The sequence below is a fragment of the Lentzea aerocolonigenes genome (genome assembly GCF_000955955.1).
Classification (GTDB): domain Bacteria; phylum Actinomycetota; class Actinomycetes; order Mycobacteriales; family Pseudonocardiaceae; genus Lentzea; species Lentzea aerocolonigenes_A.
In genome coordinates this window covers 1-25,606 of the sequence record NZ_JYJG01000279.1, presented here as the reverse complement: position 1 = coordinate 25,606, position 25,606 = coordinate 1, and the positions used below count along the sequence as shown (strand labels likewise).

General features: G+C 71.0%; 22 protein-coding genes and 1 pseudogene. 12 read left to right on the top strand and 11 right to left on the bottom strand.

Annotated elements, in window-relative coordinates; genetic code table 11:
- Position 1: 1 nt before the first annotated feature.
- The 7 genes from UK23_RS32375 to UK23_RS32345 are packed head-to-tail and all read left to right on the top strand — an operon-like array spanning position 2 to position 7,313.
- On the top strand, positions 2 to 1,813 hold the full coding sequence (locus UK23_RS32375) for a non-ribosomal peptide synthetase (protein ID WP_196777976.1): 1,812 nt from the start codon (positions 2 to 4) through the stop codon (positions 1,811 to 1,813).
- Complete coding sequence (locus UK23_RS32370) at positions 1,813 to 2,541, top strand: thioesterase II family protein (RefSeq protein WP_045315502.1); 729 nt, start codon at positions 1,813 to 1,815, stop codon at positions 2,539 to 2,541. Before UK23_RS32375 ends, UK23_RS32370 begins: the two co-directional genes overlap by 1 nt.
- Positions 2,538 to 3,497, top strand: a complete 960-nt coding sequence (locus UK23_RS32365) for an alpha/beta hydrolase (RefSeq protein ID WP_045315501.1) — start codon at positions 2,538 to 2,540, stop codon at positions 3,495 to 3,497. Before UK23_RS32370 ends, UK23_RS32365 begins: the two co-directional genes overlap by 4 nt.
- Positions 3,494 to 4,828: a glutamine synthetase family protein gene (locus tag UK23_RS32360; RefSeq protein ID WP_045315500.1), complete on the top strand. Its 1,335-nt coding sequence runs from the start codon at positions 3,494 to 3,496 to the stop codon at positions 4,826 to 4,828. The genes UK23_RS32365 and UK23_RS32360 overlap by 4 nt, the downstream gene beginning before the upstream one ends.
- 4 nt (positions 4,829 to 4,832) lie before the next feature.
- On the top strand, positions 4,833 to 6,062 hold the full coding sequence (locus tag UK23_RS32355; RefSeq protein WP_045315499.1) for an MFS transporter: 1,230 nt from the start codon (positions 4,833 to 4,835) through the stop codon (positions 6,060 to 6,062).
- Between the two features lie 4 nt (positions 6,063 to 6,066).
- On the top strand, positions 6,067 to 6,519 hold the full coding sequence (locus UK23_RS32350) for a hypothetical protein (RefSeq protein ID WP_045315498.1): 453 nt from the start codon (positions 6,067 to 6,069) through the stop codon (positions 6,517 to 6,519).
- A complete protein-coding gene (locus tag UK23_RS32345) occupies positions 6,513 to 7,313 on the top strand; it encodes an ATP-grasp domain-containing protein (protein WP_196777975.1) in 801 nt (266 codons plus the stop codon). Before UK23_RS32350 ends, UK23_RS32345 begins: the two co-directional genes overlap by 7 nt.
- On the opposite strand, the gene UK23_RS32340 is transcribed toward UK23_RS32345, so the two are convergent.
- The 3 genes from UK23_RS32340 to UK23_RS32330 form a co-directional block, all read right to left on the bottom strand.
- The gene (locus tag UK23_RS32340; RefSeq protein ID WP_045315496.1) at positions 7,306 to 8,430 is read right to left on the bottom strand and encodes an aminotransferase class V-fold PLP-dependent enzyme; all 1,125 of its coding nucleotides are present in this window, start codon (positions 8,428 to 8,430) and stop codon (positions 7,306 to 7,308) included. The two genes, UK23_RS32345 and UK23_RS32340, sit on opposite strands and share 8 nt — an antisense overlap.
- Positions 8,430 to 9,533: a fatty acid desaturase family protein gene (locus UK23_RS32335; RefSeq protein WP_045315511.1), complete on the bottom strand. Its 1,104-nt coding sequence runs from the start codon at positions 9,531 to 9,533 to the stop codon at positions 8,430 to 8,432. Before UK23_RS32335 ends, UK23_RS32340 begins: the two co-directional genes overlap by 1 nt.
- 81 nt (positions 9,534 to 9,614) lie before the next feature.
- Positions 9,615 to 10,523, bottom strand: coding sequence for a TauD/TfdA dioxygenase family protein (locus UK23_RS32330; RefSeq protein ID WP_045315495.1), 909 nt, complete (start codon positions 10,521 to 10,523; stop codon positions 9,615 to 9,617).
- Positions 10,524 to 10,625: 102 nt separating this feature from the next.
- Between UK23_RS32330 and UK23_RS32325 the strand changes: the two genes are divergently transcribed.
- From UK23_RS32325 to UK23_RS32315, 3 genes are read left to right on the top strand one after another with little or no spacing between them, the layout of a single operon-like run.
- On the top strand, positions 10,626 to 11,903 hold the full coding sequence (locus UK23_RS32325; protein ID WP_045315494.1) for an amino acid deaminase: 1,278 nt from the start codon (positions 10,626 to 10,628) through the stop codon (positions 11,901 to 11,903).
- 49 nt (positions 11,904 to 11,952) lie between these two features.
- Positions 11,953 to 13,266, top strand: coding sequence for a peptide ligase PGM1-related protein (locus UK23_RS32320; RefSeq protein ID WP_052685253.1), 1,314 nt, complete (start codon positions 11,953 to 11,955; stop codon positions 13,264 to 13,266).
- A 30-nt stretch (positions 13,267 to 13,296) separates the two neighbouring features.
- On the top strand, positions 13,297 to 14,472 hold the full coding sequence (locus UK23_RS32315) for an MFS transporter (protein ID WP_045315493.1): 1,176 nt from the start codon (positions 13,297 to 13,299) through the stop codon (positions 14,470 to 14,472).
- 106 nt (positions 14,473 to 14,578) lie between these two features.
- Here the strand turns inward: UK23_RS32315 and UK23_RS32310 are convergent, their stop codons facing one another.
- Positions 14,579 to 15,133, bottom strand: a complete 555-nt coding sequence (locus UK23_RS32310; protein WP_196777974.1) for a CGNR zinc finger domain-containing protein — start codon at positions 15,131 to 15,133, stop codon at positions 14,579 to 14,581.
- A 53-nt stretch (positions 15,134 to 15,186) separates the two neighbouring features.
- Here UK23_RS32310 and UK23_RS54850 point away from each other — a divergent pair.
- Together UK23_RS54850 and UK23_RS54125 are read left to right on the top strand one after the other, a co-directional pair.
- Positions 15,187 to 15,750, top strand: a pseudogene (locus tag UK23_RS54850) (hypothetical protein); the annotation flags it as partial.
- Between the two features lie 136 nt (positions 15,751 to 15,886).
- Complete coding sequence (locus UK23_RS54125) at positions 15,887 to 16,144, top strand: ANTAR domain-containing response regulator (RefSeq protein ID WP_231114784.1); 258 nt, start codon at positions 15,887 to 15,889, stop codon at positions 16,142 to 16,144.
- Positions 16,145 to 16,205: 61 nt separating this feature from the next.
- Here the strand turns inward: UK23_RS54125 and UK23_RS32300 are convergent, their stop codons facing one another.
- The 7 genes from UK23_RS32300 to UK23_RS32270 form a co-directional block, all read right to left on the bottom strand.
- Positions 16,206 to 16,859: a fasciclin domain-containing protein gene (locus UK23_RS32300; protein ID WP_045315508.1), complete on the bottom strand. Its 654-nt coding sequence runs from the start codon at positions 16,857 to 16,859 to the stop codon at positions 16,206 to 16,208.
- A gap of 93 nt (positions 16,860 to 16,952) precedes the next feature.
- Positions 16,953 to 18,458, bottom strand: coding sequence for a molybdopterin-dependent oxidoreductase (locus UK23_RS32295; RefSeq protein ID WP_231114783.1), 1,506 nt, complete (start codon positions 18,456 to 18,458; stop codon positions 16,953 to 16,955).
- A gap of 35 nt (positions 18,459 to 18,493) precedes the next feature.
- Positions 18,494 to 19,255, bottom strand: a complete 762-nt coding sequence (locus tag UK23_RS32290) for an anti-sigma factor (RefSeq protein ID WP_045315492.1) — start codon at positions 19,253 to 19,255, stop codon at positions 18,494 to 18,496.
- Positions 19,252 to 19,836: an ECF RNA polymerase sigma factor SigK gene (gene sigK, locus UK23_RS32285; RefSeq protein WP_045315491.1), complete on the bottom strand. Its 585-nt coding sequence runs from the start codon at positions 19,834 to 19,836 to the stop codon at positions 19,252 to 19,254. The genes UK23_RS32290 and sigK overlap by 4 nt, the downstream gene beginning before the upstream one ends.
- Positions 19,837 to 20,031: 195 nt before the next feature.
- Positions 20,032 to 20,358: a hypothetical protein gene (locus tag UK23_RS52055; RefSeq protein WP_156213534.1), complete on the bottom strand. Its 327-nt coding sequence runs from the start codon at positions 20,356 to 20,358 to the stop codon at positions 20,032 to 20,034.
- 81 nt (positions 20,359 to 20,439) lie between these two features.
- On the bottom strand, positions 20,440 to 23,775 hold the full coding sequence (locus UK23_RS32275) for a diguanylate cyclase (RefSeq protein ID WP_045315489.1): 3,336 nt from the start codon (positions 23,773 to 23,775) through the stop codon (positions 20,440 to 20,442).
- A 183-nt stretch (positions 23,776 to 23,958) separates the two neighbouring features.
- A partial coding sequence (locus UK23_RS32270; RefSeq protein ID WP_045315488.1) for a glycoside hydrolase family 32 protein occupies positions 23,959 to 25,606 on the bottom strand: 1,648 nt, incomplete at its 5' end.

The following is a 25,606-nucleotide window of genomic DNA, read 5'->3' as shown; positions in this document are numbered from 1 at the left end:
CTTGCCTCCCAGGGCGTGGGCGTCGGTCTGCGACCTGATCGCGCGGACAGCGCCCGGCAGGACCGCCGTGCGCGCCGGCGGCCGGACGCTCACCTACGGCGAGCTGATCGCCTGGGCGGACACGATCGCCGCACGCCTGGTCGCCGCCGGAGCGGGTCCCGGCCACCGCGTGGGCGTGCTCGTCGCTCCGTCGGCCGCGATGGTCGCCGCGGCGCTCGGCGTGCTGCGCGCCGGCGCGGCCTACGTGCCGGTCGATCACGGGCAGCCCGCCCGGCGCGTGCGGGAGGTGCTCGCCGACGCACGCGTCACCGGAGTGCTCACGGACATACCGGACGACGAACGGCTCGCGGGCTTCCCCGCGTTCCCGGTCACCGAGTCCGCGCGGCCGCAGGCGTTCACCGCGCCGCCCGCCGCCCAGGGCGATCCCGCCTACCTGATCTACACCTCCGGCAGCACCGGCGAGCCCAAGGGTGTGCTCGTCGAACACGGCCAGCTCACCGCCTCGACCCTCGCGCGGCACCAGGTCTACCCCGGCCGGCCGACGTTCCTGCTGCTCTCCCCCCTCGCGTTCGACTCGTCCGTGGCGGGGATCTGGGGCACGCTCACCGCGGGCGGCACGCTCGTGGTCGCCACCGCGGACGAGGTGCGCGACCCCGCCCGCCTGGCCGAGCTGGTGCGCGAGCACGGGGTGACCCAGTTGCTCTGCGTGCCGTCGCTCTACGCGGTGCTGCTCGACGCCGCCCGGCGGACGGGCGGGCTCGACTCGCTGGACACCGTCGTCGTGGCGGGCGAGTCGTTGCCGGAATCGTTGCTGCGCCGGCACTTCAGCGCGCACGCCCAGCCGGTGGCGCTGGTCAACGAGTACGGCCCGACCGAGGCGACGGTGTGGGCGACCTACCGCTGGTACGACCGCGAGGGCCCGGTGTCGATCGGCGGCCCGGTCCCCGGCACCGTGCTGCACCTGCTCGACGACGACCTGCGGCCGGTACCGCAGGGCCAGGAAGGCGAACTGGTCGTCGGCGGGCCGGGTGTGGCACGCGGCTACTTCGGCAGGCCGGAGGCGACCGCGGCGGTGTTCGTGGACGACCCGTTCACCGGCGGCCGCATGTACCGCACCGGTGACCGGGCGCGGTGGGCCCGCGACGGGACGCTCGAGTTCCTCGGCCGGCGCGACCACCAGGTGAAGGTGCGCGGGCACCGGATCGAGCTCGGTGCCGTCGAGTCCGCGCTGCACGACCTGCCCGGCGTGCGGGACGCGGCGGTGGTGCCCAACCAGGCGCACACGCAGCTCCTCGGGTTCGTCCGGGCGGACGCGACGGTCACCGGGTCGTGGCTGCGCGACCAGCTCGCGATCCGGCTGCCGCAGGCCATGGTGCCGGTCCGGATCGACGTGCTCGACCAGCTGCCGCGCACGTTCGCGGGCAAGGTCGACCGGGTGCGGCTGCGCGAGCTGGCCGACGGAGCTCCGGCGGACGTGCCGGACGGGTCCGGCACCGCGCCCCCTACCGGCACCGCCACCAGCGTGGCGGCCGCCTGGGCCGAAGTGCTGAAGATGCCGGACGTGCCGGTGGACGCGAACTTCTTCGACATCGGCGGCCACTCGCTCGCCATGTTCGAGCTGCAGGAAGCACTCGAACGGCACACCGGCACCAGGCCGTCCGTGGTCGCGCTGTTCCGGCACACCACGGTGACCGCCCAGACGGAACTGATCAGCGGTTCAGGAGCCGGTCAGGACCACGCGGACTACCGCCAGGACGCCCGTCGCCGCGCGCTCCAGGCGCGGCGCCAACGCACCACCAGGGAGACGGCCTGATGACGAACATCTGGTTCCAGTGCCCGCACCCGAACCCCGACGCCGGCCAGCGGCTCATCTGCTTCGCCCATGCGGGCGGATCGGCGTCGTTCTACCGGAGCTGGGGTGCGGGCCTGCCGAACGTGGAGGTGCACGCCGTGCGCTATCCCGGCCGCGGTGAGCGGATCGACGAACCGCTGCCGCGGGACCTGCGCCTGCTCGGCACGCAGATCGCCGAGGCCCTCCTGCCGCTCGCGGACCGCCCGCTCGCGCTCTTCGGCCACAGCCTGGGGGCTCCGGTCGCGCTCGAGACGGCGCGCGGCCTCGAGGCCCGCGGGGTGCCGGTGGCGCACCTGTTCGTCTCGGGGTCCCGCAACGCGCCGCTGCCACCGCGGCAGCCGGTGTCCGACGACGAGTCCGACCCGGCGGTGCTGGCGGCGGCGCTCGGCGGGATCGACGGCACCGACCCGGAACTGGTGGCCGACCCGTTCTTCCAGGAGCTGGTGCTGCCCTACGTGCTGGCGGACAGCCGCATGTTCCACGCCTACGACAACGCCCCCGAGCCGAAGCTGCGGTGCCCGGTGACGTCGATCTTCGGCGACGTGGACGGTGACGCGGACCGGCGGCCGTGGCCCGAGCTCACGTCCGGCCGTTTCGAGGAGCACGTGCTGCCCGGCGACCACTTCTACCTGTCCGCACGCCCGCCGTTCGAGCTGATCGAGCGCTCCCTGCCGGCGGTGCGGACGTGACCAGGACACCTCCCCCGTTCGACCGGGAGCTGGCCGAGCCGATCCGGGAGATCCGGGCGAGGATGCCGATGCCGCTCACCGACGAGCTCATCGCGGACCGGCGGGCGCGCACCAAGGCGGGCGAGCTCACCGACGACGAGATCCGCCGGGGCGGTGCGTTCGAGCTCGTCGAACGCACCGCGGGTGAGGTGCCGCTGCTGATCTGCACACCCACCCGGAGCCCCGGCCCGCACCCGGTCGTCTACAACACGCACGGCGGCGGGATGGTCGCGGGCAGCCCGCGCACCGCGGAACTCGCCGAGGAGCTGGAACGAGCGGAGGAGCTCCAGCTCGCGGTGGTCGCCGTCGACTACCGGCTCGCGCCCGAGCACCCGCATCCCGGCCCGGTCGAGGACTGCTACGCGGGCCTGGTGTGGACGGTCGAGCACGCACAGGAGCTGAACCTCGACCCCGGCCGCGTGCTGGTGAGCGGCAACAGCGCCGGCGGGTGCCTCTCCGCCGCGCTGGCGCTGCTCGCACGGGACCGCGGCGGTCCACGGCTGATCGGGCAGATGCTCCAGTGCCCGATGCTCGACGACCGCTGCGAGGCACCGTCACAGACGCAGATGGCCGATGTCGGGCTGTGGGACGGCAGGTCGAACCGCGCCGGGTGGACCGCGTTGCTCGGCGACCGGATCGCCACGGCGGAGGTGACGCAGTACGCCGCGCCCGCCCGCGCCCGTGACCTGACCGGGCTGCCACCCGCCTACATCGACGTCGGCTCGGTCGAGGCGCTGCGGGACGAGGCGGTCACCTACGCCACGAGGATCTGGCTGCGGGGTGGCGAGGCCGAGCTGCACGTGTGGTCCGGCGCGTTCCACAGCTTCGACCAATGGGTGCCTGAGGCGGTCGTCTCGCGCACCGCGCGCCGGGCCCGCGCCGACTGGGTGCGCCGGGTGCTGGAGGCGAGCCGGTGACCACGCCCCCCGGCCTGCCGCCCGGCGTCGAGCTGATCCGGTTCCTGTGGGTGGATCTGAACGGACTGGTGCGCGGCAAAGGCGTGACGCGGTCCGCCTATGCCGCCAGGATGCACTCCGGTATCGGCATGGCCACGATGAGGCAGGCGGCCGCGCTCTGCGACCGGGCGGCTCCGGTGCCGGAGGTGGACGGGATGGAGGAGGTCCGGGTGATGGCGGACCACCGCACGTTCGGCCTGCTGCCGCACGCACCCGGCTCCGCCGCCGTGCTGTCGGACCTGCTGCGGCAGGACGGCACACCGTGGGGCGCGTGCCCGCGGACGTTCCTGCGCGGCGCGGTCGCGCGGGCGGAGGCACTCGGGTTCGACGTGGTGGCCGCGTTCGAGCCGGAGTTCACGCTGCTGCGCGAGGCACCCGATGGCGGCACGGTCCCGTTCGACGACAGCCTGACCGCGGACAACGACGGGTTCGACGCCACGAACGACCTGGTGGTGGCGCTGATCAGGGCATTGCGGGCGCAGGGTCTCGAACCTGAGGTGTACCACCCGGAGTTCGCGGCGGGCCAGCACGAGCTGACGATCGGCAGGGCCCCTGCCCTTCGTGCCGCCGACGAGCACGTGTGGCAGCGGGTCCTCACCCGCGGTCTCGCCCGTGCGCGCGGCCTGCGCGCCACGTTCGCCCCGGTGCCGAAGCCGGGGTTCCGGGGCAACGGCAACCACCTGCACGTCTCGCTGTGGCACGACGGACGGAACGTCTTCGCCGATCCCGCCGACGGCCTCGGGCTGTCGGCCACCGCCCGCCACTTCATCGGCGGAGTGCTCGCGCACCTGCCGGGGTTGCTGGCGCTGACGACCCCGAGTGTGAACAGCTACCGGCGGTTCCAGCGAGGCATGTTCGCCGGGGCGTTCGCCTGCTACGGACTGGACAACCGGGAGGCCGCCGTGCGGGTGCCGTCCCGGCTGCGCGGCGATGAAAGCGGGTCGGTCAACGTCGAGTTCAAACCGTGCGACGCCACCGCGAACCCCTATCTCGCGCTGGGGGCGGTCGTGCACGCCGGGCTCGACGGCGTCGAACGCCGGCTCGATCCCGGCGGCCCGATGGCGGAGGACCCGAACACCCTGTCCGGCGACGAGCTCACGGCCCGCGGGGTCGCCAGGCTGCCCGGTTCGCTCGAGGAGGCGCTCGACGAGCTGCTGCGCGACGAGCTGTTGACGTCCGTGCTCGGCTCACCCCTGCTGGAGATCTACGAAGCCGTGAAACGCGCGGACGTGCGCGACGTGAAGGGGCTGGATGATGAACAGCACCACGCGCTGTACTGCACGAGGTACTGACGGCATGTCCACCCTCATGCGCTCGAGGCCGTTCATCCTGCTGTGGACGTCGACCCTGGTCAGCTCGTCCGGCACGGTGCTCACGATCCTCGCGCTGTCCATCGCCGTCTACGAGCGCACCGGGTTGAACCTGGCGGCGAGCGCGGTGTCGGCAACGCAGTGGCTGATGCCGGTGCTGCTCGCACCGCTGCTCGCGAGCCTGTGCGTGCGGTTCGCGCCGCGGCATCTCGTCGTGGCCGCCGAGGGCGTCTCCGCCGTGGCGGCACTGGGCATCGGCCTGCTGGTCGGTCCCGCGCCCCTGGTCGCGGGCGGGTTGCTGCTGGTGCGGTCGTTCCTCGACGCGGTCACGAGGTCGGGGACCCCGATCGCGCTCAAACGCACGCTGCCGGAGGACGTGGTGGCGCGCGGCGTCGCGCACTGCGAGGCCGCCCGCCTCTACGGGGCCGCGATCGGGGCGCTGGCGGGCACGTTGCTGCTGGGCACGGTCCCGCTCACCACGATCATGCTGATCAACACCGGCACGTTGCTGGTGTCGGCGGTGGTGCTCGCGTGCGCGCGGCTGCCCCGCGAGAGGCACAACCCCGTCGCACCGCGCGGCCGGGACGTGCTGGCGGGCGCGTTGGCCACGGTGCGGGCGAACCCGCTGCTGTTGCGGGCGTTCGTGCTGCTGGCGGCCACGACCGCGCCCCAGGCGCTGCACAACATCGGCCGCACCGCGTTGTCCATCGAGCACCTCGGCCTGGACTCGGCCGGTGTGGCGGCGCTCGCGATCGTCACGACGGTGGCGCTCGGGGTGGGCGCGTTGCTCGCCTCGGTCAGCTCCCGTCCGACTCTGTCGGCGGCCGCCGCGTGGGTGCTGCTCGTCGCGCCGGCCGCCCTGCTGATCGTGGCGTCGATCGTCACCGGCGTCACCGCCAGCTTCGCCACCTACGGGCTCTTCGTCGTGCTGTTCGAGGTCGGCTTCGTGTGGTTCTCCGCGTTGCTGGTGCACCGCGCTCCCCTGGCGGCCATCGAGGAGATCGCCGCGCTGCGGACGGTGGTGCTGCCCGGCGTGCTCTGCGTCGCTCTGGTCGGGTTCGGACTGCTCGTCGACGTCGTCGGCCTGCTCGGCGGTGCGCTCGCCTATCTCGGCTGCGCCGCCGTGATCGGTGTGGCACAACAACGACTGCTCGCCCGCGCGCCGGGTGACGCCAGGAAGGAGGCGGCGCCCGTTGCCCGCGACTCCGCAGAATGACCGCGTGGCCGTCGTCGTCGACGGTTACTCGACCGCATCGTTCCTGGCACCGGCGTTCCTCGCGCACGGCATGAGGTGCGTGCACGTGTCGTCCGGTGAACAGCGCGTGCCCGCGCTGCGCGCCACCCACTCTCCCGAGCTCTACCTGGCCGACCTCGCCGCGGACGCCGGCCTGCTCGACCGGCTCGCGGCGTTCCGGGTGGCGCACGTGCTGCCGGGCCTCGACTCCGGCAGCGAACTGGCGAGCGACCTCGCCGCACAGCTGGACGTCCCGACCCGCAACGACGAACACCTCGCCCGAGCACGCCGCGACAAGGCCGCGATGCTCGGCGCGCTACGGGACGCCGGGGTACCGGTGCGCGCTCACGCCGAGGTGGGATCGGCGGACGAGGCGGTCGCGTGGTGCACTGCCCGCGGGCGTGGTGCACTGCCCGCGGCCGGTGGCCGGTGGTGGTGAAGCCGACGGGCAGCGCGGGCACCGACGGGGTCCGCATCTGCGCGACCGCCGGCGAGGTCCGGGAGGCGGCCGCGGCCGTTCTCGGCGCGGAGAACATCTTCGGCGCGCCCAACACCACCGTGCTCGTCGAGGGCTTCCTGGCCGGCCAGGAGTACATGGTCAACACGGTGAGCGCCGACGGCTGGCACCGCGTCCTGGAGGTGTGGCGCACGGTCAAGCGCCGCCAGGAGGGTGCGAACGTCTACGACTACTTCGAACTCACCGATCCCCTCGACGACGGCGGCGCGCGGGTCGTGACCGCGGCTCGTGCGGTGCTGGACGCGCTCGGCTTCCGCTGGGGCCCCGCTCACCTGGAACTGATCGACGCGCCGGGCGGTGCGGAACTGGTCGAGGTCTCCCCGCGCTTCCACGGCGGAATCGACCTTTCCGCCACAACAGCCGCGCTGGGCACCAACCAGGTCGTCGACACCGTGCGCGCGCTGATCGGCCCGGACCGCTACCGCGCGGCCCACCCGCCGGTCGCCCCGGTGCGGGCGGCGTGCTCGTCGGTCATCCTGCTGTGCCCGCGCACCGGGGTGCTCACGCGCGAACCGGACTGGGACGCCTTGCGCCACCTCAAAACCTTCCACTCCGGCAAGTCGCGGATCGCGCTCGGGCAGCGGGTGCGGCGCACGTTCGACATGTTCACGTCGGCGGGGAACGTCTACCTGGTCGGTGAGCCGGAGGAGGTGCTCGCCGATCGGGAGGTGGCCCGCCGGTGGGCGGAGGAGGAGCTGGCGGCGGCGATCAGCTGACCGCGCGCCGCAGCGCCCCCGCCGCCACCTCGACGTCCGCGACCTCGGTGTAGTGGTGCACCGACAGCCGCACGAACCGGGCGAACCCGGCCAGGCTCAGCGGCGTGTGCGAACCGAGCGCCACCCACCCGGTCACTCCGTCCTCCGCTAGCGCGGCCGTGATCCGCTCAGAGGGCACGTCGGCGTGCGCGAACGACACGATGCCCGCCCGCGTGCCGCCCGGCGCGAGCAACCGCGCGCCCGGCGTCGAAGCCACCGCGTCGAGCAACGCCGAGAACACCTCCGCCGACGCTCCGCCCGGCCGCGAAGCCGCGTGGTCGGCGGCGGCGAGCAGGCCCAGCACGACCGCGTTGTTGCGTTCGGACGTCTCGAACCTGGTCGCGCGGCCGGTGGTGAGGCGATGATCGTGCAGAGAGCTCACCTCGGCCACGTGCAGGTCGTGGAACTGCGGCTCGACGTGGTCCCACAGGGAGCGGGCGACGAAGGCGAATCCGCTGCCGCGCGGGCCGCGCAGGAACTTCCGGCCGGCCGCGGTGAGCAGGTGGCAGCCGATCGCGCGCACGTCGATCGGCAGCTGGCCGGTCGTCTGGCAGGCGTCGACGACGTAGACGGCGCGCGATCCGGCCAGCAGCGCGCCGACCTCCGCCACCGGCAGCACGATGCCGGCACCGGAAGGCATGTGCACCAACGACACCAGGCTCACCCGGTCGTCCAGGTGCGTGGCCATCCAGGCCAGGTCGAGGTCGCCTGCCGGATCGGTCGGCACGACCTCCAGCGTGCAGCCGTGCCGGGCGGCCAGGTGCTGCAGGGCGATCAGGTTGCCCGCGTACTCGTACGGGGTGCACCAGATCCGGCTGCCCGTGGGCAGCCGCAGGTTGCAGACCACCCGGCACCACGCGTCGGTGGCGCTGGCGAACAACGCGATCTCGGCCGGATCCGTGCCGACGAGCCTCGCGAGCGAGCCGTACACGTCGTGTTCGAGCTGTTTCGCGTGGGCGGCTTCGGCTTCGTAGGGGCCGGCCTCCGCCTCTTCCGCGAGGTAGGCGGTCATGACGGGGAGTACCGCGGGCGCCGGAAGTCCGGCGCCCGCGGTGTTCAGGTGGATCCTGGCGCCCATCAGGCGACCTCGGTCCGCAGCGCCGCCAGCTCCGCGAAACTGCGCGGCAACGCGAAACTGCGCGGCAACGCGTTCGGGTCGCCGCCCGCGCGCCGCCAGTTCCGGTATTTCGCCGCGTAGCTCACGAGGGTCTCCCTATCCCTCCTGCCGGGCGAGCGGGTCATGATGCCCGCCCACAGGCTGTCCCAGCGCGCGTACGCGGGGTCGCCCATCAGCACGCGGTGCGCCTTCTTCATGTTCCAGAAGGGCACACCGGTGTTGAGGTGGTGCACCAGGTGGAAGTTGTCGTTGTGCCTGCCGAGCAGGAACCTTTCCAGCGCCCACCCGTGCCGGTTGCGGGTCATCAGGATCTGCTTGTTCTCGCTCTCCGGCAGCGGGTAGTGCTCGGCCAGTTCGGAGAGCCAGCCGATCGCCACCGCGGTCGTGAAGAGCGGCACGAACCAGAACAGCGCCAGCTCCGGCAGGTACCCGAGGTACGCCACCACACCGATGATCACGGCCCACACCCCGCCCAGCACCCAGCGCTCGGCGCGCAGGCTGATCGGCATCGACACGGCGACCTGGTCCTGGCGGAACAACAGCCGGTCCTCCACCACGTACCGGACGTACTCGGCCGTGCGCAGGCCGAGCACCGCCAGCAGCACGTTGCGCAGGAAGAACGTCCGATTGGAGGTCGCCGGATCGTAGACGCCCACCTCGTTGTGGAAGCCGAAGTCCGGGTCCTTCTCCGGATCGCCGAGGAACCGGTGGTGGAAGCCGATGTGCGAGCTGCGGTACGGGTTGTACATGTGGAACACGAGGTGCCCGGAGAACACGGTGCCCAGCAGGACGTTCAGCCATCCGCTGCGCGCCAGCACCTTGTGCGACGACTCGTGCAGGATGTTCACCAGCGCGCGCTGGGTCGACCCGATCAGCACCAGCGAGACCGGGTAGAACCAGTAGGAGACGCCCACACACAGGTACACGGACAACGCGATCACCGCGTAGTCGAAGAGCAGGCCGAGCACGCCGTGGTGGTTGTCCAGCCGGCACAACGCGCGGAGCTGCTTGCGGATCTCCGGCGAGAGCTTGCTGAAGTCCAGGTCGTGCTGGCCTTCTGACACGAGGCTCACGGTCACCCCCAGGTCGTGGGTCCGCCTCGCTCCGGACGCGCGGTCTGCCGTCCGGAGCGGGCGGCGAGGACGTCAGCGGGTGAGACCGGCCGTATACGCCGACGTGTCCCCGCGGAGGACGACGCTGGGGCTGCCGTCGACGCCGACCGGCACGGGACCGCCCACGGTCACCCGCTCTCCCCTGCGGTGCTGGCCGTGGTAGTCGTAGACGGCGTAGTGCAGCGTCGCCTGGTTGTCCCAGATCACCAGGTCGTCCTTCTGCCACTTCCACCGCACCGTGTGCTCCGGCTTGATGGCGTACTCGGTGAGCATCCGGATCAGGTCGCGCCCCGCCTGGGGGCTGAACCCCTGCACGCGCCGCGCGAAACCGCCGAGCAGCAACGAACGCTCCCCGGTCTCCTCGTGCACGCGGACCGCCGGGTGCTCGGCCTCGAACTGGTGCTCCAGGTAGCGCGACCGCGCGTCACCGTCGTAGGTGTCGTCGGTGAAGTCCGCGTCGTTGGAGTGCACGATCCGCAGCCGGTCGGCGAGGTCACGCAGATCCTGCGGCAGCCGGGAGTAGGCGACCGCGGTGTTGCACCAGATGGTGTCCCCACCGACCGGCGGGCACACGACGTTGTGCAGGAACGCGAAGGCCGGTGGGCGCTCCAGGTAGGTCAGGTCGGTGTGCCAGTGGTTCGCACGCGTGCCCTCACCCTTCGAGTCCATCTCCCGCAGCAGCGGCTTGCCCTCGGGGCCGCCGTAGAGCGGGTGGCCGAGCGTGAGCTCGCCGAACCGCTGCGCGAACGCCACCTCGCTCTCGTAGTCGAGCCGCTGGCCGCGCAGGAAGATCACTTTGTGCTCCAGCAGGGCCCTGCGCAACGTCGCGATGGTGTCGTCGCTCAGCGGCCTGGTGGTGTCGACGCCGGTGATCTCGGCGCCGACGAAGCCGGTCATTCGCCTGATGCCGACGTCGACGGCAGGCGAGATGGTATCGGTCATAGCCCCTGCACCCTTCAGCTTGGCACTTATTTGCCAGTCACATTGCCACGCTTTGCCAGCTGTGGCAACCTTACTTCCGGCAACGATCCGGGGAGGTCGCGGGTGATTGATCGGACCGAGGTGGACGCGCTGGCGCACGAGGTGATCGACTGGCGGTTCAAGGGACTGCCGGTGAGCGCGGAGGGCCGCACGGTCGCCGAGGTGGCCGCCCAGCGGCTCAACCTCTTCGACGACGGTTTCCTCGGCCCGCTGCTCACCCTCGACGAGGGCGCGCTCGACCACAACGTCACGGCGATGGCGACGTGGTGCGCCAAGAAGAACGTCCTGCTGGCCCCGCACGCGAAGACCACCATGGCACCGCAGCTGTGGGCCAGGCAGCTCGACGCCGGCGCGTGGGGTCTCACCGCGGCCAACGCGGCTCAGCTGCGCGTCTATCGCCGTTTCGGCGTGTCCAGGGTGCTGTTCGCGAACGAGCTCGTCGACGCGCCGTCCCTGCACTGGGTCGCCGACGAGCTCGACCGCGACGAGACGTTCGAGTTCAGCTGCTTCGCCGACTCTCCGGAGGTGGTGACGCGGATGAGCGAGGCGCTGGCCGCGAGGCCGGGCACGCGGCCGGTCGACGTGCTCGTCGAGATCGGGCGCACCGGTGGTCGCGCGGGCGCGCGTTCCGAGGCGGACGCTCTCGCGACCGCGAAGGAGATCGCCGCGAGCACGCGGCTGCGACTGGCCGGTGTCGCGGGCTACGAGGGTGTGCTCGTCAACGACCCGTCACCGCACAGCCTCGCGATCGTCGACGAGTTCCTGCGCCGGATGCGGAACGTCACGGAGAAGCTGCACCGGCTGGGCCTGTTCGAGACCGACAGGGTGGTGGTGAGCGCCGGTGGCAGCTGCTTCTTCGACCAGGTGGCCGACCGGCTCACCCAGCCGTGGGAGAACGGGCTCGACGTGGTGCCGGTTCTGCGCAGCGGCTGCTACATCGCGCACGACGACGGTTTCTACCGCTGGATGTCCCCGTTCTCCCGCAGCGAGCCCGGACAGCTGCGGCCGGCGCTGCGGGCGTGGGCCAGGGTGACCTCACGGCCGGAGCACGGCCTGGCCCTGCTCACGGCGGGCAAGCGCGACCTGTCGTTCGACGCGTGGATGCCGGAACCGCAGGTCGTGCGCAGGTCGGCGCGCAAAATGCTGCCGTTGCGCGACTGCACGATGAAGGAGATCAACGACCAGCACGCGTTCGTCCGGCTCGGCCCCGACGCCGACGTGCGGATCGGCGACTGGATGGGTCTCGGGCTCGCCTACCCCTGCACCGCGTTCGACAAGTGGCAGCTCATCCCGGTCGTGAGGGGTGAAACGGTCGTGGATTTCGTGCGAACCTTCTTCTGAACCGGAACACCGTCGACAACGGCCGCGAGAGTGCGAAGGAGCCCGTTTCATGCCGAAGCTGCTCATCGGCAACTGGTCGAACGAACCGGAACTCGAGCACATGACCGACGAGAGCCGCAGGCACGTCGGTGCCCAGGGGCAGCGGATGATCTGGAGCGCCGGCCCCGGCGACGTCGTCGTGCTGCCGTTCCACCCCGCACCCGGTTTTCTCGCCTACGTGACGGACCTGCTCGGTTTCGGGCCGGACGACGTCCACGTGCTGGTACCGCCTGAGGGCAAGCTCACGGATGTGCTCACCAGCGACCGGCTGGAGGCCCCCGCGTTCGTCGCCGAGTTGGGCGAGGTGATCACCGAACGCGGGATCCGCCAGGTCGAGGCCTTCTACCTCGACGACTACGTGAACCGGCTGATCAACCGGCTCGGTCTCACCGCGGACGGGTTCGCGTTCGTCGACCAGGGCGGCAACGAGCTGCTCAACAGCAAGGTGGTGTTCCGGGCGATCGCGGCGGGCATCGGGCTGCCGCTGGCCGACGGGATCGTGACCGACGTGGCGGACGACGCGATCGAGTTCCTCTGTGGCCTGCTCGGCACCGGCCGTTCGGCGATCGTGAAGCAGGACGTCCACGTCGCCGGTCTCGGCAACGAGATCCTCAGCCCGGCGGCCGGCATCGAGGCGCAGGGGGCACTGCACTGGAAGGTCCTGCCGAGCCGGGAGTCGCTCGTGGCCCACGTCGGCGAGCGCTGGTCCTGGTACACCTCGGGCCTGCGGCGCCGGGTGGTCCTCGAGGAATACCTGCCGGGATCGGTGTCGCTGTGGGGTGAGGCCGACATCAGCGCCGACGGTGTCGAGGTGTTCGGGCACGGCCAGATCCGGCTGGCACCGATCCTCGACGGCGTGGTGATCCCGGCCCCGCCAGAGGCATCCGGAGCACCCGCGTTCCCCGGTTTCCTCGCCGACCTGGCACGCCTCGCGGAGGCGATGCGCGCCATGGGATACCGCGGCTTGACCAACATCGACGCGATGCTCACGGCGGACGGCCGGATCGTGTTCAACGAGTTCAACGCGCGCCACGGCGGCTCGACGCACCTGTTCCGGATCGGCCAGCGGGTCATCGGCGGCGACCACCTGACCGAGCGGTGCCTGATCGAGCGCCGTGACTGCGCGTTCCCCGAGTTCCCAGAGGCGCTGCGCGTACTGGGCGACCGGGGGCTGGCGTACGACCCCGCCACGCGCACCGGCGTGATCATTCCGGTGTACGGCAGCCACGGCGACGGTCTGGGTGGCGAGGTGTGCGTCGTCGGCGAGGACCTCGTCTCGGCCGAGGCGACCGAACGGCTGCTGGTGGACGCGTTTTCCGGATGATCTCGAACGGGTGAGAGGAACTCACGCCTGATGGCCACGGTCGGCTACCGCAGCATCGTCACGAAACCAGTGCTCGTGTGGACGGCAGCAGCGTTGGCGAACAAGCTGCCGATCGCGATGGCACCACTCGCGTTCGTGTTCCTGGCGAGAGAGATGCCGGGCGGATACGCGCTGGGTGCCACCCTCGCCGCTCTGTGGGTGGTGTCCGAGGTGGTCGGCGCACCCCTGCTCGGAGTGTGGTTCAACCCGGAGCGGGCACGGTTGCACCTCGCGTTCGGTCTGGGGGCCGGCGCGCTCGCGTACGGCGCGCTGTCCCTGGGCGAGACGCTGCCGGCACCGGCGCTGTTCGTGCTGACGTTCCTCTCCGGCTTCGGCCCAGCGGCCTCGCCCGGTGGTCTGCGCGCGATCCTCACGCGGCTCGTGCCGGAGGAAGACGTCTCGAAAGTGCTGAGCGCCGAGGTCTCGTTGAACGGCCTGGTGTGGGCCATGGCCCCGGTGGTGGTGGCATTCGTCGCCACCGGTGTCAGCCCCGGTACCCCGATGGCGGTGGCCGCGGCACTCGACGTGGTGGCAGTCGCGGTTGTCGTCTTCTTCCTGCCGGAGGGCAGAACCGAGGAAGCACCGCCAGGTGGCACCACGTCGACCAAGGTGCTGGCGTCGGCGTGGCCGAGTTACCTGACGGCCGCCGCCTCCATGGCGATGGTGGCCATCGTCGAGCTGGTCCTGCCGGCCCTGGTCGAGTCGAAGGGCATCGAGGTGCGGGCGGTGGCCCCGCTGCTGGCGACGTTCTGGGTGGCGGGCGTCCTCGGCGGCTACCTCTACGGCAGGCGGACCTGGCCGGCCAGCCGCCGCGTGCAGGCGTTCGTCAGCCTGCTCGTCACCACCACCGCGCTCACCCTCGTGGCGGTCGCGCCAGGCGCTGTCGGCATCGGGATCGCACTCGCCGTCGGCGGCATGTTCCAGTCGGCGGTGCTGGTGACCCGCAACCTCTCGTTGCGCGACGCACTACCCGCCTCCGCGCACACCGCCGGTTACGCGCTCATGTACGCGACCACCGGCGTCGGCTACAGCATCGTGGCCGCAACCTCCGCCCTGGTGATGACCTACACCTCCCCCGGCGTGGCGATCCTGGGAGGTGGCGCGATCACCCTGGTGCTCGGCGTGGTCGCCACCGTCTCGGAGGGACGGCGGCCGAAGCGGTCCTGATTCCCGGCCGCGGTACCCGGACCCCGTTCACCGGCCCGCAGAAGTGTTTTTGTCTCAGCGCAACAGAATTGTCCAAAATCCATTGTGGACACTTGGCGAGCACCGCTCATTCGCGGTCCGCACGGCGTTCGCGGAAGGCGATCATGTTCATCCGGTTGCCGCACCGCACACTGCAGAACCGCTTGAGGCCGTTGCGGGACAGATCCAGTACGAGACCGGCGCAATCGTCGGCCGCACAGATCCGCAGGCGGTCCATCTCGTTCATCTGGATCACGTCGAGCAAGCCGAGCGCGGCGTCCACCCGGATTCGTTCCGCGAGCGGAGAGCTCGGCTCGGTGGCGTGGACGTGCCAGTCCTGGGAGTCGTGCCGCACGAGATGCGGGAGTGCCTTGGCGTCGCGGAGCATCTTGTTCACGGCCTCGGCGGCGTCGTCGCGACCGAGCGACCACACCTGCCTGAGCAGGGCACGCGTGCGACGAACGTCCTGCAGTTCCTCCTCGTCGTGGTCAATGCGGCCCGTGAAGGGGTAGCGACCGAGCAAAGCCCTGAGGTGATCGACCGTGGCCAGTTCGTCCGTGCCACTGCGCGAGGCCGACGGATCGGTGTTGCACAGCGCCACGACGAAGACGAGTGCCTGCTCCGCGTCAGGCTCGAGACGCACGTTGACTCCTTGCGTAGACCGAACTGCGTCAGGGATATCAACCAGATTAGGCCATGACATCGCCAGGGGCAGGTCGGCAGGACAGGCGACGCGATGGGGCCGTTTCCGGACATCCTCCGAAGGCGGCCCATCGGTGTCCACCCGGACTGACGCAGCCACCGAAAGCCTCCGAGCCGTACCATTCGCTGCGAGCGTTGAGCATCCAGCGCCGTGACCTCGCTCTCGGTGAAAGGCGACGCGGCATGGACGACCTGACGATTCTGCGTGGGCAGGAAGAAGCACACGCAGCCGGCTCGGACCGGCAGGATCCGGTGGAGCGCCTGGACGAGGCGACCGCCGCGCTGGCGATGCTGCGCGACGGATTCTCCGCCGAGGAACCCCTCGACGAGGTCCTGCAGCGACTGGCCGAAACCGCGGCGAGAGCGATCCAGGACGCCGACGCCGTCACCATCACCGTCAGTCCTCAGCAACCCAGAACCGCCGCCGCCAGCGACGAGACGCTCGTCGAGATCGACGAGAAGCAGTACGGCGCCAACCGCGGTCCGTGCCTGGAGGCCGCGCGCACGCTCCACGTCGTCCGCGCGGTCGTCGGTGAGAACAAGGACACCTGGCCGGAGTTCGAGGCGGCCGCGGACCAGCACGGTGTGCGCGCCTATCTGTCCGTACCCGTCGTGCTGCCGGCCTCGGACCGCAACGACGCCACGCACGTCGGGTCGCTCAACATCTACAGCTACACCGCGACGGGAAAGCGTGATGCGGCTGTTCACCACGGCCGCCAGCGCCGCGATCACCAACGCCCACCAGTGGCAACGATCCCGCGAACACATCAAGCAACTCGAAACCGCACTGGTCTCGCGAGCGGTGATCGAACAGGCCAAGGGCGTTCTCATGGCGGTGCACTCCTGCACAGCGGACGAAGCCTTCACCATGCTCGTGCAGCAGTCGCAGAACGAGAACGTCAAACTCCGCGACGTCGCGAAAAGCCTGCTGGACAACGCCACTCAACGTTGACGACCGGAATGCCGGGACATCCGTCGGGATGTCCCGGCATTCCCTCACCGGGGTGTGGTGGTCAGGCGGCCGGCATGAGGACCTTGTCGATGACGAACACGGTGGCGTTGGCGGTCGGGATGTTGCCGCACAACACCTTGGCGCCGTTGACGGTCACGTTGTCGCCGCTGCCCTCGACCTTGAGGGTGCCGCCCTGCACGGTCGGCAGCGAGGCGGCCTTGAGGATGCCGTCCTTGTCCATGCGCTGCGGCACGACGTGGTAGGTCAGGATGCCGGTCAGCTTGGTCTTGTCGGCCAGCACCGCGTTCAGCGCGTCGGCACCGAGGGCCTCGAACGCCGGGTCGTACGGCGCGAAGACGGTGTACTTGCCGTCGGTCTTGTTCAGCGTGTCGACGAGTCCTGCGGCCTTCACCGCGGCGACCAGCTTGGTGAGCAACGGGTTGTTGCTCGCGGCGGTCGCGACCGGATCGGTGACCATGCCCTCGAGCGAGCCCTTGTTGCCCGACTCCTTCGGCAGGCTCGCACAGCCTGCGCCGAACGTGTCGGACGTCTTGGTGACGCCGTCGCTCATCGCCGCCGAAGCCGACGTGGTGGTCGTGGGTGCCGCGGTGCTGGACGAGCCGCTGCCGGTGGAGGACGATTCGCCGCAGGCAGCCAGCGAGAGGGCCGCCGCGGCAAACAGACCGATTGCGGCCAGTCGCTTGGTCGTGCGCATGCAGATCACTCCTTTGTGGATGGTCACCGGTGTGCTTTCCGGTGCTACATCAGGTATTCGGTGTGCAGTGCCGGACGGATTGGCGTATCTCGGTCACGGGTTGGTCACAGCGGTGAACGCGATCGAGTGCCATCCCGTTGCGCCGTCCGGAATCGGGTTGGCGCGGTCGTTCGTCTGCACGTGGCCGGTCCGGTCGGTGGCCCTGCACTCGATCGTCCGACCACCGGGCGCGAGGTCGAGCTCGACCCGCCACATGCGCCAGGTGTCGACGTTGACCTCGGTGCTGATCGTGGCCTGTTGCCACGGGCCGCCGTCGACGCGCACCTCCACGCGGTCGATCCCGGTGTGCTGGGCCCAGGCCACGCCCGCCGCGACGAACCTGCCGGCGCGCACCTTCTCGAACGGCTTCGGTCTGTCCACTCTGGACATGGTTTTGACCGGGGCCTTCTTGCCCCAGCCGCGTTGTGCCCAGTACGGGTCGAACGCGCCGAAGGTGGTGAGCTCGGCATCGACCAGCCACTTCGTCGCGGAGACGAAGCCGTACAGGCCCGGCACGACCATGCGCACCGGGAAACCGTGCTCGACGGGCAGCGGTTCGCCGTTCATGCCGACGGCGAGCATCGCGTTGCTGCCGGGCGCCATGATCGTGGCGACCGGTGTGCCGCACGTCCAGCCGTCGGCGCTGCGGGTGGCGAGCTGGTCCGCGCCGGGGCGCACACCCGCTTCGCGCAACAGGTCCGGCAGTGAGACGCCGATGAAGTTCGACGTGGAGATGTACGGGCCGCCGACCTCGTTCGACACGCAGACCAGCGTGATGGTCCTCTCGACCAGCGGGCGGCGCAGCAGGTCGTCGTAGGTGAGCACCATCTCGTTGTCCACCATGCCGTGCACGCGCAGGCGCCAGTCCTCCGCGCGCAGCCTGGGCACCGTCAGCGCGGTGTCGACGCGATAGAAATCCTGGTTGGGCGTGAGGAACGCCGGCGTTCCCTCGCGGGAGAAGTCCGCGCCGAACGGGATCTCCGGCGCGTTCTCCTGTGGCCGCAACCTGATTCCGCGTCGAGACGACTCCACGTCCACCCGGGCGGTGAGCAGCTGCCCTGCCGTCACGGCGAGGCCCGCACCCGCGGCCACCGCCGCCGTCGACAGCAGGAAACGCCTGCGTTCCGCCATGTCCTGCGGTGCCGCCCGCGAATGCAGCCGGCGGAACGCGACGACGCCCACCACGAGGCTCGTCACCGGGGCGAGGACGGCGAGCGGTGTCGTCGTCGGGCGAGCCAGCACCGCACCGACACCGAGCAGGCCCAGCAGCAGCGCGATCAGCGTGCCGGGCCAGGGACCGCGGCGGGACACCAGGCCCGCCACCACACCGAGCCCGGCCACCACGACAGCCATTCCGGCCAGCAGCACCACTTTGTCGTTCTCGCCGAACGTGCGGACCGCGAAGTCCTTGACCGGGTGCGGGGTCAGGTCGATGGCGGTGTTGCCGACGGCGAGGAACGGCGACGCGAGCGGGTTCACCAGTGCGGCGACGAGATGACCCGCCGCCAGTGCCGCCGCCACGGACACCAGTCCGATGAGGACGGTTCGTGTTGCCTTCACACCAGTAGTTCGCAGCCGCCGGGCGAACGGATTGGTCAGACCGCCAGCGGAAGCACTACCAGTGGCGCGGTCGTCGGCCCCTTCGACCCTCCGCGCGGCTCGACGGTCAACGCCAGTTTCTCGGTCCCCGCAAGCGCTTCCATCACCATCGGCGGCAACTTGCCGCCCGTGGGCAGCACCCCGGCGGACTGCGGTCCGTCCGCGGCGACCACCCACAGCTGGTACGACCGGTCCGCGGGCAACTGGGGAAGTCCGCCAGCCAGGAACAGGACCTTGTTCTGGCTGGGCGCGTACACGGCCATGCCGGTGCCACCGTGCTCCACGGACCTGCTGACCGTTGTGGCGCCGGGAGAGGACATCAGCGCGGCCAGCTGGTTGTACTCGGCGGTGACCTGACGCAACGCGTCCACCTCGCGCGACAGCTCGTTGTTGCTGCGCACGGCCTGTGTGCCAAGCGCCACCGCAGCGAGCACGCTCGCGGCGGCGGCGAGCACACCGAGTCGCTTGAGCCATCGCCGTTCGGCAAGCACCGCCGACGCCCGGGTTTCCGACGGCGGTGTCGCTGGTGGGAGCTGGCGCGTCTGCGCCGCGACCGCGAGCACACGCGCTCGTAGCGCAGGAGGCGGCGCGTGCTCGGTGACCGCGCCGAGGCGTGCCGCGGTCTCCCGCAGTTCCGCGGCCTCGGCCGCACAGCTCTCGCACTCGCGCAGATGCTGTTCGAAGGCCTTGTTCTCGTTGTCGTCCAAGGCGTTCATCGCCCACGCACCGGACAACTGGTGCAGTTCGATGAGGCTCATGCCGACACCCCCATGCAGTCACGCAGTCTGATCAGGCCGTCCCGCATCCGCGTCTTGACCGTGCCGAGCGGGATCCTCAGCAGGCTCGCGACTTCCGGACAGGTGTAACCCTGGTAGTAGGCGAGCAGCACCGACTCCCGCTGCAACGAGGTCAGGAAGCTCAGGCACCGCCGCACCTGCCGTTGCTCGAGGCGACTGGCCGCCTGTTCGCTCGTGTTGTCGAACGGCGTGTCGACCTCGAGCCGGGCCGCCTGGACGTCGCGGTCTCCCGCGGCCTGAGCCGAGCGCACCCGGTCCACGGCACGGCGGTGCGCGATGGTCATGATCCACGCGGACGGGCTGCCCAGTGCGGTGTCGAAGCGGCTGGCCTTGCGCCAGACCTCGAGCATGACCTCCTGGAACACCTCCTCCGACTGGGCCTCGTCCCGCAGCACTCGCCGGATCAGCCCGAACACCTTGCCGGACATGAGGTCGTAAAGCCGCCCGAACGCAGCTTGGTCACCTCGCGCCACCTGTTCCAGCAGTTCCGGGCCGACCTGTTCCGGCACTGACTCCGCAGTCCGCGGCCGCACGAGCTCCATCGCACCCCTTCCCCGGGTCCACACCAGGGGTTCGGAGCGGCAGCCGAAACGGTTCGGTCCCCGATCGGTCGGAGCTGTCCGCCGGCCAGGCGGCCCGCTGCGCGTCCTGCCACAACTTCACCGGCAGGGGTGTGCGGGAAACACGCGCCCGAGTTCGACGACGCCACCGAAGACGAGGAACTGAACCCCGTCATGTCACACCGGCTCTTCACTCACCGGCCATGCGGTCTGCACGTCGATCTCTCGCTGGTCGGCGTCCAGGTCTCGCCGTTCAGCCCGGACTTCCCGATCCTCCATCGCATGACCGCGACGCCGTTGCGCCGCCTCGCGCTCATCCAGTTCGGTCTCGCGGCCGTCCAGACCTTGCTCACGCTCGTCCAGTCCCGCCTCCCGGCGATCCAGGGCACGATCGCGCTCATCCCCGGATGTCCGCGACGAGATCGCCGCGGCCGACGCGGCCACCTCGCTGTCGATCTCGTCCTGCTGACGGATCCGGTCGGCGTTGTCGCCCGAAGTGCTCATCCTTCATTGGACCACTCCGGTTCGCTCGGCGTGCGGCCGGCGGAGATCGCGTGACCTGCCAATGCCGATTCCGCGGTGCCACTAGGCGAACGCGGCCGGGTCCACCTCGAAGGCGCAGGCGACCAGGGCGTCGAGGTCCATCGCGGCTCCGGCAGCCGTCGCGGCGTCCAGTTCGGCGTCGGTGAGCACGGCACGGATGCGGCGCACCGTGCCGTCCCGGACGGCCAGCTGGTGCTTGGTCATCGGTGAGCCGTCCTGCTCGCGGATCACCTCGACGGCGCCGAGCATCCTGGCGGCCGAGGTGGCGTCCACCGTGCTGAGCAGGTCGACGAGCGAGCTCAGCGTGTAGAGGACGGCGAACCGGTCGCCGAACCCGTGGTGGATGCGGATGGCGGCGGTGTAGAGGCGGTAGGCCTCGACCGGGTCGCCTTCCAGCCGGGTGAGGCGGCCGAGGATGTGGCAGGCGTACGCCTCGCCGCCCATGTCGCCGATCTGCCTGCTGATCTCGACGGCTTCGGTGAGCAGCGGGCGGGCGGCGGCGGCGTCGCGCAGGTCCACGCAGACGTCGCCCAGGCCGACGAGGTCCAGCAGCAGCGTGCGGAGGTTGCCGACCACGCGGTCCAGCTCGACGTTGTGCCGCATCAGGTCGCGCGCGGTGTGCAGGTCGCCCTCGAAGCGGGCGATGATCGACAGGTTGCCGCGCGCCGCGGCCAGGACGTTGTCGCGTTTCCCGTGCGCTTGTTCGATCTCCACGCACTCGCCGAAGTACGCGCGGGCCTGGTCCAGGTCGCCGCTCTGCCTGGCGACGAGGCCGACGACGTTGAGCGACTGGGCCATCAGGTCGTGGTCGCCGAGCCGGCGGCCGATCCGCAGGCTCTCCTCGCCCAGCGTCCTGGCGGTCGCCTGGTCGTCCTGCTTGATGGCGAGGAACGCCGCGGAGTCCATCACCCTGCCGCGAACGCCCTCTGGCAGCCCGTCCTCCGCAAGCAGGCGGCGGTGCCACTCCCTGCCCTCGCGGATGTGCCAGCCCTTCTGCCAGAACCGGTTGACGCCGAGGACGATCCTCGCGGCGGTGAGCAGATCCGCGTCCGCCATCGCCCTGGTGTGCGCCGCGCGCAGGTTGAGGTACTCGCGGCTGACCCGCGCGTACCACGCCGCTCCGTCGTGGCCGCCCAGGCCGCGGTCCGCGCGTGCGGCGAACTCGGCGAAGTAGGAGGTGTGGCGCGCGGTCACCTGCTCGTCCGTCAGCCGTTCGCCGGCGTAGGCGCGGATGGTCTCCAGCATCGTGTACCTGAGGCCGTCCTCGGTGTGCCGCGCGCCGAGGAGGTTGCGGTCGACCAGCCCGGTGAGGCGCTTGGCCAGCCTCTCGGTGGTCTCGTCGGAGGGCAGGCAGATCGCGGCGACGGCGTCGGCCGTGCAGCCACCGGCGAACACCGCCAGGCGGGTCAGCAGCTCCTGGTCGTCCGCGTCGAGCAGCGCGAAGCTCCAGTCGATGGTCGCGCGCAGGGTCCGTTGCCGCGCGGGCAGGTCCTGGGGCCCGGCGGCGGGCAGCTCCGACCGGACGTCGAGCTGGGCGAGGATCTGGGTCGGCGAAAGGACGTCGCAGTTCGCCGCGGTGAGCTCGATGGCCAGTGGCAGCCCGTCCAGCCGGACGCACACCTCGGCCGCGGCGCGCAGGTCGGCCGCGGAGAAGGTCAGCCCGTACACGGCCTCGGTCGCCCTGGACACGAACAACGCCAGCGCGGGCCAGGACGCCAGCGCCTCGTCGGCCTCCTCCGGCCGGGACGGCAGGCGGTCCAGGTCGGGCACCGGCAGCGGCCCGACCGGGTAGACCTGCTCGCCGGTGAGCCTCAGGCGCTGCCGGCTCGTGGCCAGCACGCACACTCCCGGCGCCGCGGCCAGCAGCGCCGCCACGAACGAACCGGCGCTCAGCACGTGCTCGAAGTTGTCCAGCACCAGCAACAGCTCGAGCCCGCTCAGCGCCCGGATCACCGCGTCGGTCAGCGGCTCGTTCGTGCCCTCCGGCACCTCCAGCACGGCGGCGACCGCGGAGACCACCATCTCGGTCGTGGTGGCCTCGGCGAGCGACACGAACACGGCCCCGTCCGCGAACTCGTCCGCCACGGCCCCGGCGACGGCGACCGCCAGCCGGGTCTTGCCGATGCCACCGGCTCCGGTCAGCGTGACCAGCCGCCGTTCGGCGAGCAGGTCGGTCAGCCGCGAGACGTCCCGCGCCCGGCCCACGAGGCTGCTGACCGCCGCGGGCAGGCGCCGCCGGGCGTTGTCGGCACGGGCCACCGCAGCGGCGGACACGCCCCAGTCGCCGTTGCCGCCCTGCTCCAGGTGGCCGCGGCCGGCGAGCTGCGTCAGGCCGCGCTCGGCCTGGGCGATGAAGCCACCGCTGCGCCGGGCCAGCCAGTGCACCAGTTCGCGTGTGGGCTCGCCGCGCAGCGTCGTGCGCAGCCACACGTGCAGCGCGGACTCGGACAGCGGCGTCAGCACCGCGGTGTCCAGCAGCGGCAACGCCTGCGGCACCGGCCCCGCGGGATCGTGCACCGCCTGCACCAGCCCGACGACCCGCACGGAGGAGGCCAGCCGCCGCACCCGCCGTCCCACGTCCGCGAGGTCGGCATCGGTGTCGGCGAGCACCAGCACCCGTTCGGCGTGCCCCGCCGGTTCCGCGACCCCGTCGACCACTTCGAACCCGCGCAGCCGGGCCAGTTTCCCGACCTCGGCCAGGAACCTGCTGTGCCCGGCGCCGCGCTCGCCCGCCACCCGCAGCGCGCCGCGTCCGGACACGTCCAGCCGGACGAGGAAGTCGCGCACCACCGCCAGCGCCGCGTCCCGCTCCAGCAACCTCTCGGAGGACCGCCGCCCGCTCGCCTGCAGGTCGTCGCCGACCGCACGGCCCCGCCCGCGGCGCTTGGCCAGGTAGTTGCGGCGATCGGCGAGCTCGATCAACGACTGCCGATCGGCCGCGTCGTCCGGGAAGGTGGCCAGGCCGAGGCTGATCGACACCGACAGCGGCGGACTCCCGGGAAACGGCTTGGTGCCGATGGCGTCCACCAGCCGGGTCGCGACCTGCAGCGCCTCCACCGCGTCCGTCTCCGGCAACACCAGCACGAACTCGTCGCCGCCGTAGCGCACCAGCACGTCGGCTTCGCGGACCACGCCCTTGGCCCGCTCGACGATCGACCGCAGCACCACGTCACCGCGAGCGTGCCCGTACGCGTCGTTGACGGTCTTGAAGTGGTCCACGTCGAACACGAACACCGAGCAGCAACCACCGATTTGCCGGGCCCTGGCGATCGCGCCGTCGAGGCAGCCGTTCAGCCCCCCACGCGCGAGCGCACCGGTGACCACGTCGGTGAGCAGCGTGCGGAGCACACCGCGGTCGAGATCGGGAGGATCGGTCACGACGCTCCGTTAGAGGTTGGACGACCGCTTTCGTAAGCCGCGTACCGTAACCGAAGCGGCTGTCGGACGGTACCCAACGAGTACCACAACCAACCACCGCTTCCGGGCAAGCCGGCCATGCCGATGAGCTGTGGCCACGCAGGTGGGATCATCCCAGCTCGACGTCGTGTGCTCGTAGATCCCTCAGTCGCTCAGCAGCAGCTGGTCGACCATGAGGTGCCCCCACGCGCCGGCGGCCTGGTCGACCACCTGCACTCGGGCGCTCTGCCCCTGCAGGCCGCGCAGGTCCCAGTCGACCGGCTTGAGCACCCCGGTGTCGTCGCCGGTGGCCGTCCGCACCACCCGGCCGTCCACGATCAGGTTGATCGAGGTCTCCCCCGGCGAGGAGTGCGGATGGTCCCCGCCGGCGATCAGGAAGTGCAGGTGATCTCGGTCCAGAGTGAACGCCGGTGAGGTGATCGTGCCGGTGGCCGGGTCACCACCGCCGGCGAAAGTGTCCAGCGCCGAGTTGCCGACCATGCCCGGCAGGTACCAGGGCAGCGGTCCGGTTCCGGTGAAGCTGCCGGTGGCGGTCCAGCCGGGATCGTAGGTGGAGCCTTCGAATCCCGAGAGCAGCTTCGCCGGGCGCTGGGTCAGGTCGTGGAACTCTGTGATCGTCGTGTTGGCGAACGTGGCGCTGCCGCCGGTGGCGTAGAGGTTGACGCCGGTGTCCGAGGGGTCGGCGAACACCTGGCTCGAGTGCACGTACCGGCCGTCGTCCACGAACACCTCGACGGAGGTGCGGTCGACCAGGATGCGCAGGTGGGCGGTGGTCTTCGCCGGATTCCACGGGGCGTGGCTCTCGCCTCGCGGGCCGCCGGGATCGGGCTGTCCGGTCTGCCGCCGGTTGAGATAGCTGTAGTCGCGGTAGATCCCGGCGTCCGCGTGCCGGGTTCCATCGGCCGACACCCGCAGCTGCACCCCGATGTTGTCGAGCTGGGTCCAGCTGACGTCCGTGTCCAGCTGGTACGCGGTTCCCTTGTACGCCAACGGCACCAGACCGTCATCGACCTCGATGGCGCCGAGGTTCGTCACGGCGGAGGCGTGCGAAGCCAGGGCGGAAGTCGGTTGGGACACCAGCGAGTACCCGTCCGCGTAGTGCTTCAGGGAGATCTGCCGGACGATCGAGTCGGTTCCGTTGAAGCCGTCGGTGGCCCTGGTCGGGGTGGTGTCCGCGTACGCCCAGTTGTTCAGCCAGGCCATCCCGAACCGGCGGTCCAGCGGCGCGGCCGGATCCTCCCAGGTGACGCCGGCGTACCAGTCGAAGCCGTGATCCAACCATTGCGGCACAGCGGAATCAGCCGTGAACGCGGCCCCGTCGAAGGAACCTGTCCAGTACGCGTAGGTCTCCGGCTTGCCGGACGGACGCCCGTTGGCGCTCACGCCCAGCACCCAGTGCGTGGTGCCGTCGTCGGCGCGGAGCTGGAACAGGTCCGGGCATTCGAGCGTGCCGTAGGTGCTCGCGAACTCGGACTGCCGCATCCACGCCTTGAGGTCCGGCGAGGTGAAGAACCCGATCCGGTCTCCTTCAGTGATCGCCGCGACCCACCGGCCGCGCGCGGAGTCCCAGACGACCTTCGGGTCGCGGAAGGCGCCGCGGCCGCCGTTGGGGATCACCGGTGTGTCGCCGTACGGCCGGAACGTCCGGCCGCCGTCGATCGAGTACCACAAGAACTGCGCCTGTGGACCGGAGCCGTTCGCGATCTGCTCCGGGGTCGGGTGGTCCATCTGCGTGACGAGCTGGATCACCGCACCCGCGCCGAACCCGGCGGTGTTCGCGGTGTCCACCACC

Coding starts and splice junctions, on each gene's coding strand:
- UK23_RS32370 (WP_045315502.1), top strand. CDS start 1,813: ATGACGAACATCTGGTTCCAGTGCCCGCACCCGAACCCCGACGCCGGC.
- UK23_RS32355 (WP_045315499.1), top strand. CDS start 4,833: ATGTCCACCCTCATGCGCTCGAGGCCGTTCATCCTGCTGTGGACGTCG.
- UK23_RS32340 (WP_045315496.1), bottom strand. CDS start 8,430: ATGGGCGCCAGGATCCACCTGAACACCGCGGGCGCCGGACTTCCGGCG.
- UK23_RS32330 (WP_045315495.1), bottom strand. CDS start 10,523: ATGACCGATACCATCTCGCCTGCCGTCGACGTCGGCATCAGGCGAATG.
- UK23_RS32320 (WP_052685253.1), top strand. CDS start 11,953: ATGCCGAAGCTGCTCATCGGCAACTGGTCGAACGAACCGGAACTCGAG.
- UK23_RS32315 (WP_045315493.1), top strand. CDS start 13,297: ATGGCCACGGTCGGCTACCGCAGCATCGTCACGAAACCAGTGCTCGTG.
- UK23_RS54125 (WP_231114784.1), top strand. CDS start 15,887: ATGCGGCTGTTCACCACGGCCGCCAGCGCCGCGATCACCAACGCCCAC.
- UK23_RS32300 (WP_045315508.1), bottom strand. CDS start 16,859: ATGCGCACGACCAAGCGACTGGCCGCAATCGGTCTGTTTGCCGCGGCG.
- UK23_RS32290 (WP_045315492.1), bottom strand. CDS start 19,255: ATGAGCCTCATCGAACTGCACCAGTTGTCCGGTGCGTGGGCGATGAAC.
- sigK (WP_045315491.1), bottom strand. CDS start 19,836: ATGGAGCTCGTGCGGCCGCGGACTGCGGAGTCAGTGCCGGAACAGGTC.
- UK23_RS52055 (WP_156213534.1), bottom strand. CDS start 20,358: ATGAGCACTTCGGGCGACAACGCCGACCGGATCCGTCAGCAGGACGAG.